The following is a 16,973-nucleotide window of genomic DNA, read 5'->3' as shown; positions in this document are numbered from 1 at the left end:
CATGACCTCTTCGCTCACACCCACGGTTTCCTCCCATTCCTCACGCGCGGTCGATGGCCCGCACAGCGGCCATGTTTTGACCTGGCGCTTGCTGCTGCAGTGGCTGCGTGAAGACGGTGTGATCGACAGCGCGGAGGCGCAGCGTGTGCATGACCGCTGCGCCACGGCAGAAAGTACCCAGCACCCGCTGGTGCGCTTGGCCAGTGTGGGCGTGACACGGGCCAGCGATGGCCTGCCGCTGGATGCCGAAGCGTTGACCGCTTGGGTGGCGGCCAGCACAGGCATGGGCTACCAGCGCATCGACCCCCTGAAAGTGGATGTGGGCCGCGTTGGCGAGGCCATGAGTGCGCCCTATGCACAGCGCCACAAGGTGCTGCCGGTGCAGGTGGGCAACAGCGAGATTGTGGTGGCCACGTCAGAGCCGTTTGTGCAGCACTGGGTGGCGGAAGTAGAGCGCCAGACGCGCCGCGCCGTGCGGCTGGTGATGGCCAATCCGGTGGACATTCAGCGCTACACGGGAGAGTTTTTTGCCCTGGCCAATTCGGTGCGTTCGGCCCAGAAAGCCGGGGGTGCATCTGCCTCGGCCAGTTTTGAGCAACTGGTGGAGCTGGGACGCACCCACAAGCAGCTGGATGCGAACGACACCGGGGTGATCCGTGTGGTGGACTGGTTGTGGCAGTACGCGTTTGACCAGCGTGCCAGTGATATCCACCTGGAGCCGCGGCGTGAGCAGGGCGTCATCCGCTTTCGCATCGACGGGGTGCTGCACAGCGTCTACCGCATGCCGATGGGCGTGCTCAACGCCATGATTGCGCGCATCAAGCTGCTGGGGCGCATGGACGTGGTGGAAAAGCGCCGCCCGCTCGATGGCCGCATCAAAACCCGCAACCCGCGTGGTGAAGAAATTGAAATGCGCCTGTCCACCTTGCCCACGGCGTTTGGCGAGAAGATGGTGATGCGTATTTTTGACCCCGACAACACCATCAAGCAGCTCGATCAGCTGGGCTTCATGGTGCACGACGCACAGCGCTGGGAGGTGCTGGTCAAACGGCCGCATGGCATCATTTTGGTGACAGGGCCTACGGGCTCAGGCAAAACCACCACGCTGTATTCCACGCTCAAGCGCGTGGCGACCGAGGAGGTCAATGTCAGCACGGTCGAAGACCCGATTGAAATGATTGAACCGGCCTTCAATCAGACCCAGGTGCAGCCGCAGCTGGATTTTGGTTTTACCGACGGTCTGCGGGCGCTGATGCGCCAGGACCCGGACATCATCATGGTGGGCGAAATCCGGGACACGGCCACGGCCGAAATGGCTGTGCAGGCGGCCCTGACCGGGCACCTGGTGTTTTCCACGCTGCACACCAACGATGCACCCAGTGCCGTCAGCCGCTTGATGGAGCTGGGGGTGCCGCCGTATCTGCTCAATGCCACCTTGCTCGGGGTGCTGGCGCAACGCCTGGTGCGGGTGCTGTGCCCGCAGTGCAAGCAGCCAGATACGCAGTCCACGCCTGAAGCGCTGGCGGAAGTCATGAGCCCCTGGAAATTCAATGGCAGCTACCAGCCCTATCAGGCCGTGGGCTGCGAGGCCTGCCGCATGACGGGTTTCAAGGGGCGGATGGGGCTGTATGAGCTGCTGGTCAGCAGTGACAGCCTGCAGCAGCACATCAACCACAGCCCTTCCATGGAAGTACTGCGCCGCCAGGCCATTCAGGATGGTATGCGCCCCTTGCGGGTGTCCGGCGCCTTGCGCGTGGCAGAGGGCCTGACGACGCTGGCCGAGGTCATGGCCGCAACCCCTCCCTTGCGTTGAACGGCGGCGGGTAGATGTTCCTGCCGACCATGCATGAATGCTGGGTGGCGTGGGCCGTGCATCACTCCGCCATAAATGCGGGAGCGTGACTGCTTACATCCACGTTTTTCAAGGGTAAACGCCTAAAAAACACACGAACGTGCGTGCCATATCGGCGATTTTGTAGGTGGAATCCACATCAATTTCACGTAAGTTTGCTTACAGAATTCCATCGGTCGTAAATCCTCTCTTGGGAGACGTTTCGTGAAAATCAAGAGTCAAAAAGACTTTTTTGCTGGACTGATGTATTTGGTCGTGGGTGGCGCTTTTGCCATCGGCGCTATGGAATACAACGTCGGCACTGGTGCCCGTATGGGGCCTGGCTACTTCCCGCTGATTCTGGGCGTGATCTTGGCTTTGATTGGCCTGGCTATCTCGTTCAAGGCCACAGTCAGTGGTCCTGACGATGGAGATCCCATCGGCAAGTGGGCGTGGAAGCAAGTGTTCTTCATTTTGGCCGCCAACTTTGCCTTCGGCATCTTGTTGGTGGGTGTGCCTGCACTGGGCATCCCCGGCTTAGGCTTGATGGTTGCCATCATCGCATTGGTGTTCATTGCCAGTGCTGCTGGCTCCGCCGTCAATTGGAAGGAAGTACTGATCCTTTCCTTGGTCTTGGCGGTTGGCAGCTATGCCGTGTTCGTGTGGGCGCTGAACCTGCAGTTCCCCGTGTGGCCTACCTTCATCGTTGGCTAATCGCGCCAGGAGATACAGATCGTGGAATTGCTTGAACATTTATCGTTGGGTTTTGGCGTTGCGTTTACCGCCCAGAATCTGCTGTACTGCCTGATCGGCTGCGTATTGGGTACGCTGATCGGCATCTTGCCGGGCCTGGGCCCAGTGGCGACCATCGCCATGTTGCTGCCTGCCACTTACTCGCTGCCCCCCGTGGCTGCGTTGATCATGCTGGCCGGTATTTACTACGGTGCCCAGTACGGTGGTTCGACCACTGCTATTTTGGTGAACTTGCCCGGTGAGTCCTCTTCCGTGGTGACGATGATTGACGGCTACCAGATGGCGCGCAAGGGCCGTGCAGGCCCTGCGCTGGCTGCGGCTGGTATCGGCTCGTTCTTTGCGGGTTGCGTGGGTACCGTTATCCTGGCAGCCTTTGCACCTCCACTGACCGAAGTGGCCTTCATGTTCGGCCCTGCCGAGTACTTCTCGCTGATGGTCTTGGGCCTGATTGGTGCAGTGGTGCTGGCTTCGGGTTCGCTGCTCAAGGCGATCGGCATGATCGTGCTGGGTCTGCTGTTCGGCATGATCGGCACCGACGTGAACTCCGGTGTCGCACGCTACAGCTTTGACATTCCTGAATTGACCGACGGTATCGACTTCGTCGTGATCGCCATGGGTGTGTTCGGTTACGGTGAAATCATTGCCAACCTGTCCAAGCCTGACGACGAGCGCGAAGTGTTCACCGCCAAGGTGACTGGCCTGATGCCTTCCAAAGAAGACTTCAAGCTGATGTTCCCTGCCATGGTGCGCGGTACGGTGCTGGGTTCGGCCCTGGGTATCTTGCCTGGTGGCGGTGCGATGTTGTCGGCGTTTGCTGCCTACACACTGGAAAAGAAGACCAAGCTCAAGGCTGGTGAAGTTCCTTTCGGTCAAGGCAATATCCGTGGTGTGACTTCGCCTGAAGCCGCTAACAACGCGGGTTCGCAGACATCGTTCATTCCGCTGCTGACATTGGGTATCCCACCTAACGCCGTGATGGCGCTGATGGTGGGTGCAATGACCATCCACAACATCCAGCCTGGTCCTCAGGTGATGACCAGCAACCCAGAACTGTTCTGGGGTCTGATCGCTTCGATGTGGATTGGTAACGCCATGCTGATCATCTTGAACCTGCCCATGATTGGCATGTGGATCAAGCTGCTGAGCGTGCCTTACCGCTGGCTGTTCCCTGCCATCGTGCTGTTCTGTGCGGTGGGTGTGTACGGCACCAAGAACTCCGAGTTCGACGTGTGGTTGGTGGGTATCTTCGGTTTCATCGGCTATCTGTTCTACAAGCTGGGTACCGAGCCTGCGCCGCTGCTGCTGGGCTTCATCTTGGGCCCAATGATGGAAGAAAACCTGCGTCGTGCACTGCTGCTGTCGCGTGGTGACTGGAGCGTGTTTGTGACACGTCCTATTTCTGCCGTGATGCTGGCCCTGGCTGTGATCTTGCTGATCATCGTGTGCTTGCCTGCAGTGAAGAACAAGCGCGAAGAAGCGTTTGTGGAAGAATGACGCGGCTTTCAAGCCCTGCCTAAAAAGCACCCTTCGGGGTGCTTTTTTTATGGGTTCATGGGTTTTCGATAGACCAGATAACGCATCAGTGACTAGATTCCTCGTCGCGATGATCCTGATGCATGTGCATACCAATTTTTTAATGCAGAGCTTGTGAGTTTTCAGAAATCACGCATTGCAGGGACGATTCATGTGCACGATGAATTGGTGTATACCCTCATTTGTAACAAAATATACGCAATAATCAGCGTTGCTGAGGGCGCACCTGTGTGAAAGCTTGGGGCGCAAAGCTACGGATTTGACGGCGCTGCTGTAAACAGCGTGCAAGGTGGCCGAGTTGCAAGATGAGAGATTGACGCGCGCAGACATGTTTGCACGTGGCGATGCACTGCAGAGAGGCTGGTCATGATTTCGGAGGCTCTTGGCATTTTTCATGCATGGCTGTGGCATGCCCATGCTCTGAGTCTTTCGAGAGAGTTTTTTGGTGAATCTAAATAACGTACGTATGGCGCCCAAATTGTGGGCAACTATCTTGGGCTTGCTGGTGATCATGCTGATATCCAACCTCTGGGTGCGCAGCAATACCGAAAAGGTGATGGAAGAGTCCCGGCAAGACCTGCAGCAAATCGAGCGCAAGATTGCAGCGGTCCAGCATTTGCGCGGCACGGCACTGGCGGCTTCTGAGATCGGCATTGCGCAATTTGCCACGAATGAGCCACAGGTGCAGGCAGAGCTACGCAAGCGTTTGACGGTCAATGCGAAGGTGACCGTGGATGCGTTTGCCGACATTGAAAAAATATTCACCACAGATGGTGAGCGCGCTGAGTTTGAAAAGCTGCTCAGAATCCGCAAGGACTTGCGTGATTTGCGAGTGGAATCCGAAAAGAATCTGGATGTCGATGACTACAACGCGCGGGCAGCGTTTGCCTTTGGACCGTATGCCAGTGGTGCAGATGCGTACTACCAATCCTTTGATGGAATGGTTAAGTATTTGCGGGATCAGCAAGCGGTAGTGATTCAGGACGCGCAGCTGCGACGCGAACAAAGCATCTTGATTGGCTGGAGTGTGAGTGCCGTGCTGCTGGTGGTGGGCGTCTTGCTGGCTTACTGGTTGGTGGGGACTGTTTCCAAGCCTTTGCAAGAAGCTGTGAAGGTGACGGAAGCTATTGGCGAAGGCAAGCTGACTGTGGTGGTGCAAACTGATCGCAAGGATGAGTTTGGTCAGTTGCTGAGCGCGCTAGAAAAAATGGCGGGCCGCCTGCGCAGCGTGGTGGGTGAGGTTCGTGTGGGGGTGGATGCTGTTTCGTCGGCCGCAGGGCAGATTGCGTCGGGGAATCAGGATCTGTCGGCACGCACTGAGCAGTCGGCTTCCAGCTTGCAGCAAACAGCGGCCAGTGTGGAGCAGATGACTATGGGCGTCAGCCAGGCTGCGGAAACCTCCCGTCAGGCGCAGCAACTGGCAGCTACCGCTGTGAAGGCAGCAGAGCGCGGCGGTGTGGTCGTGCAGCAGGTGGTGCAAAGCATGGAGCAGATCAATGCCTCCAGCCGCAAGATTGGCGACATCATCGGTGTGATTGATGGCATTGCTTTCCAGACGAATATCTTGGCCTTGAATGCCGCTGTGGAAGCAGCACGTGCCGGCGAGCAAGGCCGTGGATTTGCGGTTGTCGCTGGTGAGGTGCGCTCTTTGGCCGGCCGCAGCGCAGAGGCGGCCAAAGAGATCAAGGCCTTGATTTCTGACAGCGTGAGCAATGTCGACGCTGGTTCCGTGCAGGTTGGTCAAGCCGGCGATAGCATGCTGGAGATTGTGTCCAGCGTTCGTCGCGTGACAGACTTGATCGGTGAGATCACTGCTTCTGCGAACGAGCAACAGCAATCTTTCAGTGAGATCAATCAGGCGGTGAACAGCCTTGATCAGATGACCCAGCAAAATGCCGCCTTGGTCGAAGAGTCCAGCGCTGCAGCCAATGCCATGCGTGACCAAGCAGCGCATCTGCTGCAGACGGTGTCCGTGTTTGATGTGGGACCCGCCAGTGCTGTAATGCGCACGCCGTCTATGAACCATCGTGGAGCGGGTTTTCGTACAGATTCCACTATCTCGACAACGCCGAGCAGCGCGCAGCGTCCTGCCAGTCAAGTGACTGCAGTTAAAAAGCACAAAGAGGCCGTATCGCCCAGCTTGCCCAAACCAGCGCCCGCTGCAAGTACCCATGACGAATGGGAATCTTTTTAAGGTGCTCTAAAAGACAAAGCCTACAAAGCCCCGCTGGTCGGGGCTTTGTCATATCTTCAGGTCAAACTGATGGCACGCGAATGTGCAGAACCATGTGAGGTAGCCGCGATGCAGGCCTGCGTTGTTTGTGCTGACGCAGACCTAGGGAAAGCCCCACAATAAGCAACTGTTTGCCGTTGCCCGGATTGTCATGCCTGTCTTGCCTCAACCTCTCCAGCACCCTTTACGCGCCTTGTTGCACAACGAGGTCCATGCCCGCCCCGCAGAGCCCCTACACGGACCGGCTGCCATCACCCATGTGGTGATGTGGACCGATGCGGCGCAGCGCGAAGCCAGCCGTGCCCACCTGGCGGCGCTGATGCATGACCACCACCGCACTGGCCCGGATGCCGACTGCACACACCTGCGCATGGACTTTGGCGCGTTCCGCCTGCGCTGGGAGTTGCATACGGAGTTTGTCTGCTGGACCTTCATGGTGCCCCTGCCTGCCGATGCGGCGCTGGATGTGCGGGCGCCCGCCACCGCCATCGAGGCCGTGCCGCAGCAGTGGCTCAAAGATTTGCCGGGCCTGTGCCTGAGCAGCGTGCACCTGTGGATCGTGAAAGATGCGCAGTGTGAGCACCGTGGCATCAAGCACCTGGTGCAGCAGATGCTCAACGACGACACCTTGGCGGGGGCTGCCGTGCACGTGGGCCACACCGAGGTGTGCACAGATTTCGCCATCCATGCCGACGGTTACTCGCGCATGCTGGTCAAACCATCAGACAGCATCAGCTCACGCCGCCTGGGGCGCCTGGTGCAGCGTGTGCTGGAAATTGAAACCTACCGCATGGCAGCGCTACTGGGCTTGCCTGCGGCGCGCAAGGCAGCCGTGGTGCTGGGAACCGCAGAGAAAGAGCTGGCCGAGCTGGCGCAAGCCATCCGCGAAGCACAGCGCGACGATGAGCCTGAGCTGTTGGACCGCCTGACACGCCTGGCCGGGCAGGTGGAGAGCGAGTACGCGGCCACCCATTCGCGCTTTTCGGCCAGCAAGGCGTATTTTGAGTTGGTGGACAAGCGCATCCACGATCTGCGTGAAGAGCGCCTGTCGGGCCTGCTGACCATGCAGGAATTCATGGAGCGACGCCTGTCGCCCGCGCGCAGCACCTGCGAGTGGGCGGTGCACCGCCAGAATGCGCTGTCGCAGCGCGTCTCGCGCGTGAGCAATTTGCTGCGCACGCGGGTGGAGATCGAGCAGCAGCAAAGCAACCAAGAGATTCTGGCCTCCATGAACGACCGCCAGGGCATGCAGCTGAAGCTGCAGTCCACGGTGGAAGGGTTGTCTGTGGCGGCCATCACCTACTACATCACCGGCCTCATCAGCTACCTGACCAAGGGCGCGCAAAAACTGGGCTGGCCGCTGTCGCCGGAGATCACGGCCGCCATTGCCATTCCGGTGGTGGCTTTTAGCGTGTGGTGGTCACTGCGCCGCCTGCACCACAAGTTGTTTGGCCACAAGCACTGATGTTTAAAAACAGGAGCGCATAGTGCTCGTGTTGACTGAGTTTGAAAGATAAAAGTGTCTGAAGTGCAGGATTTGCAAGCGCAAAAAGCTCAGAAAAGAAGAGCAATTGGCCTGACGCTAGCCGTGCTGGGTGCGATGGCTTTCAGCGGCAAAGCCATCATCGTCAAGCTGGCCTACCGCTATGGCGTCGATGCCGTCACGCTGCTGATGTACCGCATGCTGTTTGCACTGCCCGTGTTTATCGGCATGGCCTGGTGGGCCGGGCGCGGCCAGGCGGCGCTGACACGCAAGGACTGGCTGGGCGTGCTGGGGCTGGGCTTTTCGGGCTACTACCTGGCCAGCTACCTGGACTTTGCTGGGCTGGCCTACATCACGGCGGCGCTGGAGCGATTGATTCTGTACCTCAACCCCACCTTGGTGGTGATCTTTGGCTGGGTGGTCTACCGGCGCGGCATCACCTGGGGGCAGTTTGCGGGCATGCTGCTGAGCTATTGCGGCGTGCTGCTGGTATTTGGCCATGAAGTGGGCGTGCAGGGCAGCGATGTGGTGCTGGGCAGCCTGCTGGTGCTGGCCAGTGCCATCAGCTACGCCATCTACATGGTCTACAGCGGTGAGATGGTCAAGCGCCTGGGCTCGCTGCGGCTGGTGGGCCTGGCCTCCAGCGCCGCGTGCTTTTTCTGCATTGCGCAGTTTCTGCTCACGCAGCCGCTGTCCGCCATGCAGGTCGCGCCGCAGGTGCTGTGGCTCTCCCTGCTCAACGCAACGGCCTGTACCGTGGCACCGGTGTTGATGGTGATGATGGCGATCGAGCGCATCGGCGCTGGCATGACGGCGCAGACGGGCATGGTTGGCCCGCTGTCCACCATTCTGATGGGCGTGTGGCTGCTCGGTGAGCCGATCAACACCTTTATGGTGGCGGGCACCAGCCTGGTGATGGTGGGCATTTTTGTATTTACACGCTGGGCACGCAAACCCGGTGTGGGCAAGTAAAACAGCAAGGAGCAAACGGTATGGAATTGGGTATTTCGGGCAAGTGGGCGCTGGTGTGTGGTGCCAGCAAAGGCCTGGGTTTTGGCTGCGCCAAGGCCCTGGTGCAAGAAGGCGTGCACGTGGTGATCAACGCCCGCAACGATGTGGCGCTGCAAGAAGCAGCTGCGCAATTGAGAGCTATCAGCGCAGAGCTGGCAAGCGCTAGCGGCCAAAAAGCTGCTCAAGTTCTGACTGTGGCCTGCGATATCACCAGTGCCGAAGGACGTGCGGCCGTGTTCAGCGTGGCGGGTGGCCCGGGCACTGATTTCGACATTCTGGTGACCAATGCCGGTGGCCCGCCGACGGGCGACTTCCGCGACTGGGACCGCGAGGCCTGGATCAAGGCGGTGGACGCCAATATGCTCACCCCGATTGAGCTGATCAAAGCCACGGTGGACGGTATGGCAGCGCGCGGTTTTGGCCGCATCGTCAACATCACCTCCAGCGCGGTGAAGGCGCCGATTGACATCCTGGGTCTGTCCAACGGCGCGCGCACCGGCCTGACGGGCTTTGTGGCGGGCCTGGCACGTTCGGGCATTGCGGGCCAGGGCGTGAGCATCAACAACCTGCTGCCAGGCAAGTTCGACACCGACCGTCTGGCGGCCACCCACCAAGCGGCGGCGGCCAAGAGTGGCAAGGCGCTGGATGCGATTCGCAGCGCGCAGCAGGCGCAAATTCCGGCCAAACGCTTTGGCAATGCCGAAGAGTTTGGGGCAATCTGCGCCTTCCTGTGCAGCCAGCACGCGGGCTATATGACGGGCCAGAACATCCTGCCCGACGGCGGTCTGTTCGGCGGCACGTTCTGAGCGGCAGTCACAGCATCAAAAAAGGCAGCCCAGGCTGCCTTTTTTGATGGGGAAAACGCTGCGGATCAGCGGCGCGACGAGACCACGATGCCGCCCACAATCAGCGCAAACGCCAGCGCGTGGTAGAGCTGCGGTATCTGCCCCAGGATGGGGATGGACAGCAGGGCGGTGAACAGCGGAATCAGGTTCGCAAAAAAGCCTGCGGTGGCCGGGCCAGCATGACGCACGCCTTCCCCCCAGCAGCGGTAGGCCAAAATGGCTGGCCCCACCACGATGAACAGCATGGCGGCTGCCAGCGTCCAGCTGGGTTGCAGCACCAGGTCACCGGCCACTGCTTCGCCACCGGCCAGCAGGGCCGACCAGGCAATGCCAAACACCATCTGCGCCATCAGAAAGGCGGCCCAGTTGCTGCGCACCTCGGCCTGGCTGGGCATGGTCTGCGCACTGCGAGCCAGCAGCCAGCTGTAGAGCGACCAGACGATGGTGGCCAGCAAAATGAACCAGTCACCGGGCACCAGCTGCAGGCCCAGCAGCTGCTGGGCATCGCCGCGGCTGAGTACCACGGCCACGCCGAGTACCGACAGCACCGCCCCTGCCGCCTGGCGGCCACTGATGGCGGTGCCAAACCAGATGCGCCCAATCACCAGCATCCAGATCGGCATGCTGGAGCCTACCAGCGTCACATTCAGCGGTGAAGAGGTCTTGAGCGCCAGGTACAGCAGCGCGTTGTAGCTGCCAATACCGAGCACACCTAGCACGGCGTACTGCTTCCAGGACTGCCAGATGGCACTGTTTTTGCGTAAGACATGGCCAGCCAAGGGCAGCAGCAGCACAAAGGCGATGCACCAGCGCACCAGGTTGAGGGTGAAGGGGGAAATCAGGTCGTGCACCAGGCGGCCAACAATGGCATTGCCTGCCCACAACAGGGGTGCCAGCGTCAGCATGGCAACCGTGCGGAATGTCAATGGGGAACTCATCCTCGGAATGGTAGCCTGCCTGTGTCATCGTGGTGCGTCACAGACATGGCAGGATGGAAGGCTTGCCAGCCAATGAAGCCTAAAAGGAGACAGATCAGCATGGGGATGACCACCAGCAAAGCCGTTCAGATCACGCGCAACGGTGGCGCAGAAGTTTTGACCGTTGTGACGCGAGACGTGGGGCAACCCGCTGCCGGAGAAGTTTTGTTGCGCCACCACACGGTGGGGCTGAATTTTATTGATGTGTACCAGCGCTCTGGCCTGTACGCCTTGCCCCTGCCGCTGCAGCTGGGCATGGAGGCTGCTGGGGTGGTCGAGGCCGTTGGCGACGGGGTCTCCCATCTCCAAATCGGTGACCGTGTGGCGTACGCCAGCAACCCGCCGGGCAGCTACTGCGAGCGCAGGGTGATGCCGGCCACCCATGTGTGCAAGCTGCCGGACAGCATCAGCTTTGAAACCGGTGCAGCCATGATGCTCAAGGGGCTGACGGTGCAGTACCTGCTCAAGCAGTGCATTCCCGCAGAAGGTCTGCAGTCGGGTGACCATGTGCTGTTTCATGCCGCAGCCGGTGGGGTCGGGCTGATTGCCTGCCAGTGGGCCAAGGCGCTGGGGCTGCAGCTGATTGCCACAGCCGGTAGTGACGAAAAATGCCAGCTAGCCCTTGCCAATGGGGCGGCGCACGCTATCAATTACCGCAGTGAAGACTTTGCGGCCCGGGTGGCGGAAATCACCGAAGGCCAGGGTGTGAAAGTGGTCTACGACAGCGTGGGCAAGGACACCTGGGAAGGCTCGCTGGCCTGTCTGCGTCGTTTTGGCTTGATGGTGTCGTTCGGCAATGCCTCGGGGGCGGTGCCGGCCATCAGTCTGGCGGCGCTGGCCCCCAAGGGGCTGTACCTGACACGGCCCAGCATCTTTGTCTATGCCCATAGCCGTGTAGCCACACAGGCTATGGCCGACGATTTGTTCGAAGTGGTCACCAGCGGTAAGGTCAAGATCCATATTGCCCAGCGCTACGCATTGGAAGATGCGCGCGCTGCGCACGAAGCACTCGAGGCACGGCAAACCACGGGATCCACCATCTTGACCGTGTAAGGCCCAGGAGGAGAGACGATGAATTGGTTGGAAAAACTACGTGATGATGCGCAACGCTCGCCCGCCCAGCCGCGCATGCCGCTGCTGTGGAATGGGCAGGTGATCGGGACGGTTGCGCAAGGCTTTTTGGAGAGTGTGGACGTAGATTTCCTGCGCGGGCAACGCATCACTTTTACGCACAAAAAGACCCCGGGCCTGGGTGAAGCATGGAGTTTTGTGGCCCCCGATGCCAGTTTTGGCCTCAATGCTCTGGCGCAGCTGCTGCGCGAGAAAGGCCGCAGCGGCCCGTGGCGCAATGAACAGATTGCCGTGTGCACCCCGCAGGGGCAGCGCGTGGCCACGGTGGAGCGGGGCGCGGTGCGCGTGCTGGGCGTCAGCACGCATGCTGTGCACCTGATCGGCCTGGCGCCGGATGGGCGCATGTGGGTGCAGCAGCGCAGCAAAAAGAAACCCAACCACCCCAACAAGTGGGACACGCTGATGGGCGGCATGGTGTCGGCTGCAGATACCCTGGCGCAAGCGTTGGCGCGTGAAACGCTGGAAGAGGCTGGCCTGGATGTGCTGCAGCTGGAACAGTTGCAGCATGGTGGCCAGGTTGCGTTTGCCTGCCCCAGCGACGAAGTCAAAGGCGGTGTGGCTTATATGCGTGAGCGCATTGACTGGTTCAGCGCCACCGTGCCGCAAGACCTGGTGCCAAAGAACCAGGACGGTGAGGTGCAGCAGTTCCAATGCATTGACCGGGCCACGCTGATGGCGTGGCTGGAGCAGGGGCAGTTCACCCCGGAAGCCACCCTCGTGCTGGCGGACTATCTGCAGCTGTAAGGACACAGCGCAGCCATACAAAAAGCCGCTCTCTGAGCGGCTTTTTTGGTGGGCGGTGGCATCACAGCATGCAGGGGCTTCAACGGTGTTCCAGCGGCTCGCGCAAGCGGCTGGGGGCCAGCGCGCCGGCCGACTCCAGAATCGGATAGGCCACCGAGCACAGCAGCGAGTTGATGCGCTTGAGGTCGCTGATCAGGTCAATGTGCAGCGAGCTGGTTTCAATGCTCTGCACCGTGTTGTCTGACAGTCGATCCAGGTGGGTGGCCGAGTAGGCCAGCTCCAGATCGCGAAAACGGGCTTTTTCTTCCAGCAGCTTTTGCGCATCGCGCACATTGCCGTTGAGGAACACGCTCATGGCCAAGCGCAGGTTGGCCACTAGGTGGCCATGCATGCGGTTGATTTCTTCGAGCCCGGCCTGCGAGAACTGGCGCCCCTTCTTGATCTTCTTGTCTTCCACGTCCTGCAGCACGCGCTCCACCAAGTCACCGACCTGTTCCATATTGATGGTGAAGCTGATGATGTCGGTCCAGCGGCGGCCTTCGCGCTCATCGAGTTCGGCGCGCGAGATCTTGGTCATGTAGTACTTGATGGCCGAGTATAGGTCGTCGACCTCATCGTCCAGCTGGCGCAGGTCCTGCGCGAGTTTCTGGTCATCGGTTTGCCATACGCGTTGCAGGCCCAGCAGCATGGATTCCACCACGTCGGCCTGGTGCAGCGCTTCGCGCGCAGCGCAAGAGATGGCCAGCGACGGTGTGCTCAGTGCCGAGGCATCCAGGTGGTGCGGCCGGCTGGAGGAGGGCGATGCCACTTTCACGGGCAGAATTTTTTCCACCAGCATGGCAATCTTGCCGGTCAACAAGATACACACCACTGCCACCACGGTGTTGAATGCCAGGTGGAACATCACCACCAGCGTGCCCACATCGGGTGCCAGCGCGCGCACATGTTCGTTCCATGGGCCAATCAGCGGAATCATCAGCACCACGCCCACCATCTTGAACATCAGATTGCCCAGGGGCACCTGGCGTGTCTGCACATTCGCCTTCAAGGTGGTCAGCACGGCCAGCAAGCCGCTACCCAGGTTGGCACCAATCACCAGCCCCAACGCCACATCGACTGGAATACCGCCCGAGGCGGCCAGCGTGGCCACCAGCAGCACGGTGGCCAGGCTGGAGTACGAGATGATGGAGATGATGGCGCCCGTTAGCACTTCCATGGTGATGTCGCTGGTCACGGCTTCCAGCAGGGTCAGCATGGTGGGGCTTTGGGTCAGGACCGTGGTGGATTCGGTAATCAGACGCAGCGCCAGCAGCATCAGCCCCAGTCCAATAAAGACGCGGCCTACGCGGCCCACCGTGGTGTCTTGGCGCGAGATGAACATCACCACGCCGACAAAGATGAACAGCGGCGACAGCCACGAAAGGTCCAGCGAAAACACCACCGCCATGACGCTGGTGCCCACATCGGCCCCCAGCATCACCGCCAGCGCAGCCGTCAGCGAGACCATGCCCTGCCCCACAAACGAGGACACGATGAGCGCAGTCGCGGTGCTGGATTGCACAATCGCCGTCACACCAATGCCCGAGAGCACGGCCTTGAGCCGATTGCTGACGCCATGCGAGATAAATTGGCGCAAGTTGGCGCCAAAAACGCGCAGAACGCCGGTGCGAACCAGCTGGGTGCCCCAGACAAGCAGGGCAATGGCGGCTAAGAGATTGAGTAAATGCTTCATGGGTGCTCTGACAAGGAGCCAAGGAATATACGCTGTGCTGCTGAAATGTGCGGATTTTTTGCGCAATAACGCACGGTGCGGAATATTTTGAATAAAAAAGCCGTGGCTACGCCATAAAAAAAGCAGGCTTTGTGCCTGCTTTTTTATGGGGGTGGGCTATCTATTGCAGCAGCGTCAGCACACTGCGGGGGGCCTGGTTGGCTTGCGCCACCATGGCGGTACCCTCTTGCTGCAGAATTTGCGAGCGACTGAGTTGGGCTGTTTCCACGGCAAAGTCCGTATCCATGATGCGCCCCCGACTGGCGGACGCGTTTTCACTGCTGATTTGCAGCGTGGCAATGATGTTTTCAAAGCGTGACATCAGTGCGCCCATGGCACCGCGTTGGCTGCTGACATAGTCAATGGCTTTGTCGAGCAAGCCCAGTGCCGCGGTGGCACTGGCTGCGGCGCTGATGTCGAGCTTTTCTAGCCCCAGGGCGCCGAGGTTCATGGCCCCCACGCTGGTATAGACGTAGTCTCCGGCATTGGCACCTACCTGAAAGCCAAGCTGGTTGGCCATTCCGCTGCTACCTCCGCCCAGATCCTCCCAGATGCCGGTGAATTTGGCCATGTCTGGACCCGTGCTTGCGTTGGGGGTGACTGCCGCAATCGCCGTCTTGGATGGCCCGGTGCCTCCGTTGGCGTCGGAGCCACTCACTGAGCCGGAGTCCGCATTGGTCAGATCCAGCCAAGTCGGAGGGGTTGGGCTGCTCACCAGCTGGGTGTGCGCCGTCTTGAAATCGCTGAGTGTCAGCATATTGCCGGTGACGTTCTGGATCGCAGCATCCAAGCTGAGTTGCTCTGTGGTTTGCAACAGTTGCAGCAGATCTGTGAAGTCTTTGCTGCCGTTGGTCGCCGCTTTGATGGACTCGTGCAAGGAGCGTACGGCGACATAGCCTGCCGCGTAATCTTCACTGCTGCCCCCCCCCAAGTGTCAAAGATGTTTGGGTTGTTCATGGTATTCCAGCCATGGACTGCCACGCGGCTATTGGCACCGTAGATGAACTCGGCCGCACCTTCAACCAGCCACTTGTTGCCTTGGATGTGAGACCAGCTCTCCCCCCGTGCCATGACTGCATGCACCATTTCATGGGTCAGAATTTGCTGGGCCTCATCGTCACCCATGCCTGCGTAGTCCGCCATGTCAATGAAAAGCTCCACGCTGACCGCGGGCCCTTGTCCTGCGATAGTGCCGGATCGGACGAATGCTGCAGTGTTGCCAGGGCCATCGGATTCAGAGGTGAGATTGACCGGCATGTTGATGCTGACACTGGGCGTGATGCCATAGGCCTCTTGGATGACGGCCTCCGCCTGCGCCAGCCAGCCACCTTTGAGTTTGGCCATGAGCGCTTCGGCATCCGGGTCACCACCCGCAGCAGGTTTGCGGCTGGGGTCAAACACATACTGACCGTTGAACTTGCTCGTCTGCCCCACGCGGTCAATCTCTAGCTTGAGCTGCGTCACCTCTGCCTGCAGTGCTTTGCGGTCAGCGGCACTGTTGGTGGCATTGATGGACTGCACGGCCAATTCACGCATGCGCTGCAGCATGTCCGTGATTTTGCTGCTCGCACCTTCAGCGGTCTGTAGCAGTGAGATGCCGTCATTGGCATTTCTTGCTGCTTGGTTCATGCCTCTGATCTGGCTGTGCATACGCTCTGCAATGGCAAGCCCTGCAGCATCGTCTTTCGCGGAGTTCACGCGTAACCCGCTAGACAGCCTTTGCATGGAGGTGGCCAGTCCACTCTGTGAGTGGCTCAGCATCCTCTGTGCATTGATCGAGGCAAGATTGGTATTGATGCCCATAGCCATGGGCACCTCTTGCGTTGTCCGTAGTGCGTGCCTCCCTGCGTCAGCACACACTCAGCCCGTCGTACGTATAAATAACGGGCTTGTTCGTTTGTCGGCAGCGAAGACATAAACTGAAACACTTGTCGACAAGCGAGTTACAAATAAAGGGCCGCAGGATCAAAAAAGCCCGCACAACGCGGGCTCTGGGGTGTGGCTTGATCGCGCAATCAGGCGGGAGATTTCGCCCGGCGCGCGCGCAGCACCTCATCGAGGATCAGGCAGGCAGCGCCGACGCAGATGGCAATGTCGGCCACGTTGAAGGCCGGGTAGTGCGAGCCTGCCCAGTGAAAGTCGAGAAAGTCCACCACATAGCCGTGCTGCAGGCGGTCGATCACATTGCCCAAGGCGCCGCCCAAGATGCAGGAGATGGCAAAGCAGAAAAACTTCTGCTGTGGGTGTTTGCGCAGCTGCCAGACGATCAGCAGCGTGGCGACTGCGCCAATACCGACAAACAGCCAACGCTGCCAGCCACCGTGCTCGGCCAGGAACGAGAACGCAGCGCCCGTGTTGTGCGCGCGCACGATGTTGAAGAAGCCGGTAATGGGCGTCCAGTCACCGTATTCGTAGAAGCTCAAAATCCACTGTTTGGTGAACTGATCCACCACGATCAACACCAGGGCCCACACCAGCCATGGCCAATAAGCGGGCTTGCGGGTGGCACCACTGGGGAGGGAAGCCGGAGAACTCATGGATCGCGCCTTTGTCGGTAGAAACTAAAAAAGATAGCTGCTAGCGCTGGTGATTGCTGCAATTCATAGAAAAAACTGTCTGAGGTGCAGCAAATTCCAGCGCAAGGCGCTCTTGTTTTTGTGT

The 16,973-nt window shown here is 59.8% G+C and carries 13 protein-coding genes and 1 pseudogene; 9 read left to right on the top strand and 5 right to left on the bottom strand.

The window, feature by feature from the left end; translation table 11 throughout:
• The first annotated feature begins 1 nt into the window (after window position 1).
• The 7 genes from tfpB (at window position 2) to AC27VO_RS09045 (ending at window position 9,650) form a co-directional block, all read left to right on the top strand.
• Window positions 2-1,813, top strand: a complete 1,812-nt coding sequence (gene tfpB / locus AC27VO_RS09075) for a type IV pilus assembly ATPase TfpB (RefSeq protein WP_488666374.1) — start codon at window positions 2-4, stop codon at window positions 1,811-1,813.
• Window positions 1,814-2,056: 243 nt separating this feature from the next.
• Window positions 2,057-2,545, top strand: coding sequence for a tripartite tricarboxylate transporter TctB family protein (locus AC27VO_RS09070; protein WP_488666373.1), 489 nt, complete (start codon window positions 2,057-2,059; stop codon window positions 2,543-2,545).
• A gap of 21 nt (window positions 2,546-2,566) precedes the next feature.
• Window positions 2,567-4,078 carry a tripartite tricarboxylate transporter permease gene (locus AC27VO_RS09065; protein WP_488666372.1) on the top strand — a complete coding sequence of 504 codons (1,512 nt, stop codon included), beginning with the start codon at window positions 2,567-2,569 and terminating at the stop codon, window positions 4,076-4,078.
• A 550-nt stretch (window positions 4,079-4,628) separates the two neighbouring features.
• On the top strand, window positions 4,629-6,311 hold the full coding sequence (locus AC27VO_RS09060) for a methyl-accepting chemotaxis protein (protein WP_488666371.1): 1,683 nt from the start codon (window positions 4,629-4,631) through the stop codon (window positions 6,309-6,311).
• 190 nt (window positions 6,312-6,501) lie between these two features.
• Window positions 6,502-7,815: a DUF3422 family protein gene (locus AC27VO_RS09055; protein ID WP_488666370.1), complete on the top strand. Its 1,314-nt coding sequence runs from the start codon at window positions 6,502-6,504 to the stop codon at window positions 7,813-7,815.
• Between the two features lie 54 nt (window positions 7,816-7,869).
• Window positions 7,870-8,805, top strand: a complete 936-nt coding sequence (locus AC27VO_RS09050; RefSeq protein ID WP_488666369.1) for a DMT family transporter — start codon at window positions 7,870-7,872, stop codon at window positions 8,803-8,805.
• Window positions 8,806-8,825: 20 nt separating this feature from the next.
• A complete protein-coding gene (locus tag AC27VO_RS09045; RefSeq protein ID WP_488666368.1) occupies window positions 8,826-9,650 on the top strand; it encodes an SDR family oxidoreductase in 825 nt (274 codons plus the stop codon).
• A gap of 65 nt (window positions 9,651-9,715) precedes the next feature.
• Here the strand turns inward: AC27VO_RS09045 and AC27VO_RS09040 are convergent, their stop codons facing one another.
• Entirely contained in the window at window positions 9,716-10,627 is a 912-nt protein-coding gene (locus AC27VO_RS09040; protein WP_488666367.1) for a DMT family transporter, read from the bottom strand.
• A gap of 105 nt (window positions 10,628-10,732) precedes the next feature.
• Here AC27VO_RS09040 and AC27VO_RS09035 point away from each other — a divergent pair, with 105 nt between their 5' ends.
• Both AC27VO_RS09035 and AC27VO_RS09030 read left to right on the top strand, forming a co-directional pair.
• The gene (locus AC27VO_RS09035) at window positions 10,733-11,719 is read left to right on the top strand and encodes a quinone oxidoreductase family protein (protein WP_488666426.1); all 987 of its coding nucleotides are present in this window, start codon (window positions 10,733-10,735) and stop codon (window positions 11,717-11,719) included.
• Between the two features lie 18 nt (window positions 11,720-11,737).
• A complete protein-coding gene (locus tag AC27VO_RS09030) occupies window positions 11,738-12,541 on the top strand; it encodes an NUDIX hydrolase (protein ID WP_488666366.1) in 804 nt (267 codons plus the stop codon).
• A 79-nt stretch (window positions 12,542-12,620) separates the two neighbouring features.
• Here the strand turns inward: AC27VO_RS09030 and AC27VO_RS09025 are convergent, their stop codons facing one another.
• The 4 genes and pseudogenes from AC27VO_RS09025 to lspA form a co-directional block, all read right to left on the bottom strand.
• Window positions 12,621-14,273 (bottom strand): Na/Pi cotransporter family protein, encoded by a 1,653-nt coding sequence (locus AC27VO_RS09025; protein WP_488666365.1) that lies wholly within the window; start codon window positions 14,271-14,273, stop codon window positions 12,621-12,623.
• 160 nt (window positions 14,274-14,433) lie between these two features.
• Window positions 14,434-15,102: a flagellin gene (locus AC27VO_RS09020; RefSeq protein ID WP_488666364.1), complete on the bottom strand. Its 669-nt coding sequence runs from the start codon at window positions 15,100-15,102 to the stop codon at window positions 14,434-14,436.
• Between the two features lie 596 nt (window positions 15,103-15,698).
• Window positions 15,699-16,121 (bottom strand): annotated as a pseudogene (locus AC27VO_RS09015) (flagellin N-terminal helical domain-containing protein); the annotation flags it as partial.
• 206 nt (window positions 16,122-16,327) lie between these two features.
• On the bottom strand, window positions 16,328-16,849 hold the full coding sequence (lspA, locus tag AC27VO_RS09010) for a signal peptidase II (protein WP_488666363.1): 522 nt from the start codon (window positions 16,847-16,849) through the stop codon (window positions 16,328-16,330).
• Window positions 16,850-16,973 lie beyond the last annotated feature (124 nt).

It is taken from the genome of Comamonas sp. 14P8.1.4, assembly GCF_057799285.1.
This window is presented reverse-complemented; position numbering and strand designations above follow the sequence as displayed.

What these genes read in the sequence shown, in the direction of transcription:
- tfpB (WP_488666374.1), top strand. Translation starts at nt 2, where the DNA reads ATGACCTCTTCGCTCACACCCACGGTTTCCTCCCATTCCTCACGCGCG.
- AC27VO_RS09060 (WP_488666371.1), top strand. Translation starts at nt 4,629, where the DNA reads ATGCTGATATCCAACCTCTGGGTGCGCAGCAATACCGAAAAGGTGATG.
- AC27VO_RS09055 (WP_488666370.1), top strand. Translation starts at nt 6,502, where the DNA reads ATGCCTGTCTTGCCTCAACCTCTCCAGCACCCTTTACGCGCCTTGTTG.
- AC27VO_RS09045 (WP_488666368.1), top strand. Translation starts at nt 8,826, where the DNA reads ATGGAATTGGGTATTTCGGGCAAGTGGGCGCTGGTGTGTGGTGCCAGC.
- AC27VO_RS09040 (WP_488666367.1), bottom strand. Translation starts at nt 10,627, where the DNA reads ATGAGTTCCCCATTGACATTCCGCACGGTTGCCATGCTGACGCTGGCA.
- AC27VO_RS09035 (WP_488666426.1), top strand. Translation starts at nt 10,733, where the DNA reads ATGACCACCAGCAAAGCCGTTCAGATCACGCGCAACGGTGGCGCAGAA.
- AC27VO_RS09030 (WP_488666366.1), top strand. Translation starts at nt 11,738, where the DNA reads ATGAATTGGTTGGAAAAACTACGTGATGATGCGCAACGCTCGCCCGCC.
- AC27VO_RS09025 (WP_488666365.1), bottom strand. Translation starts at nt 14,273, where the DNA reads ATGAAGCATTTACTCAATCTCTTAGCCGCCATTGCCCTGCTTGTCTGG.
- lspA (WP_488666363.1), bottom strand. Translation starts at nt 16,849, where the DNA reads ATGAGTTCTCCGGCTTCCCTCCCCAGTGGTGCCACCCGCAAGCCCGCT.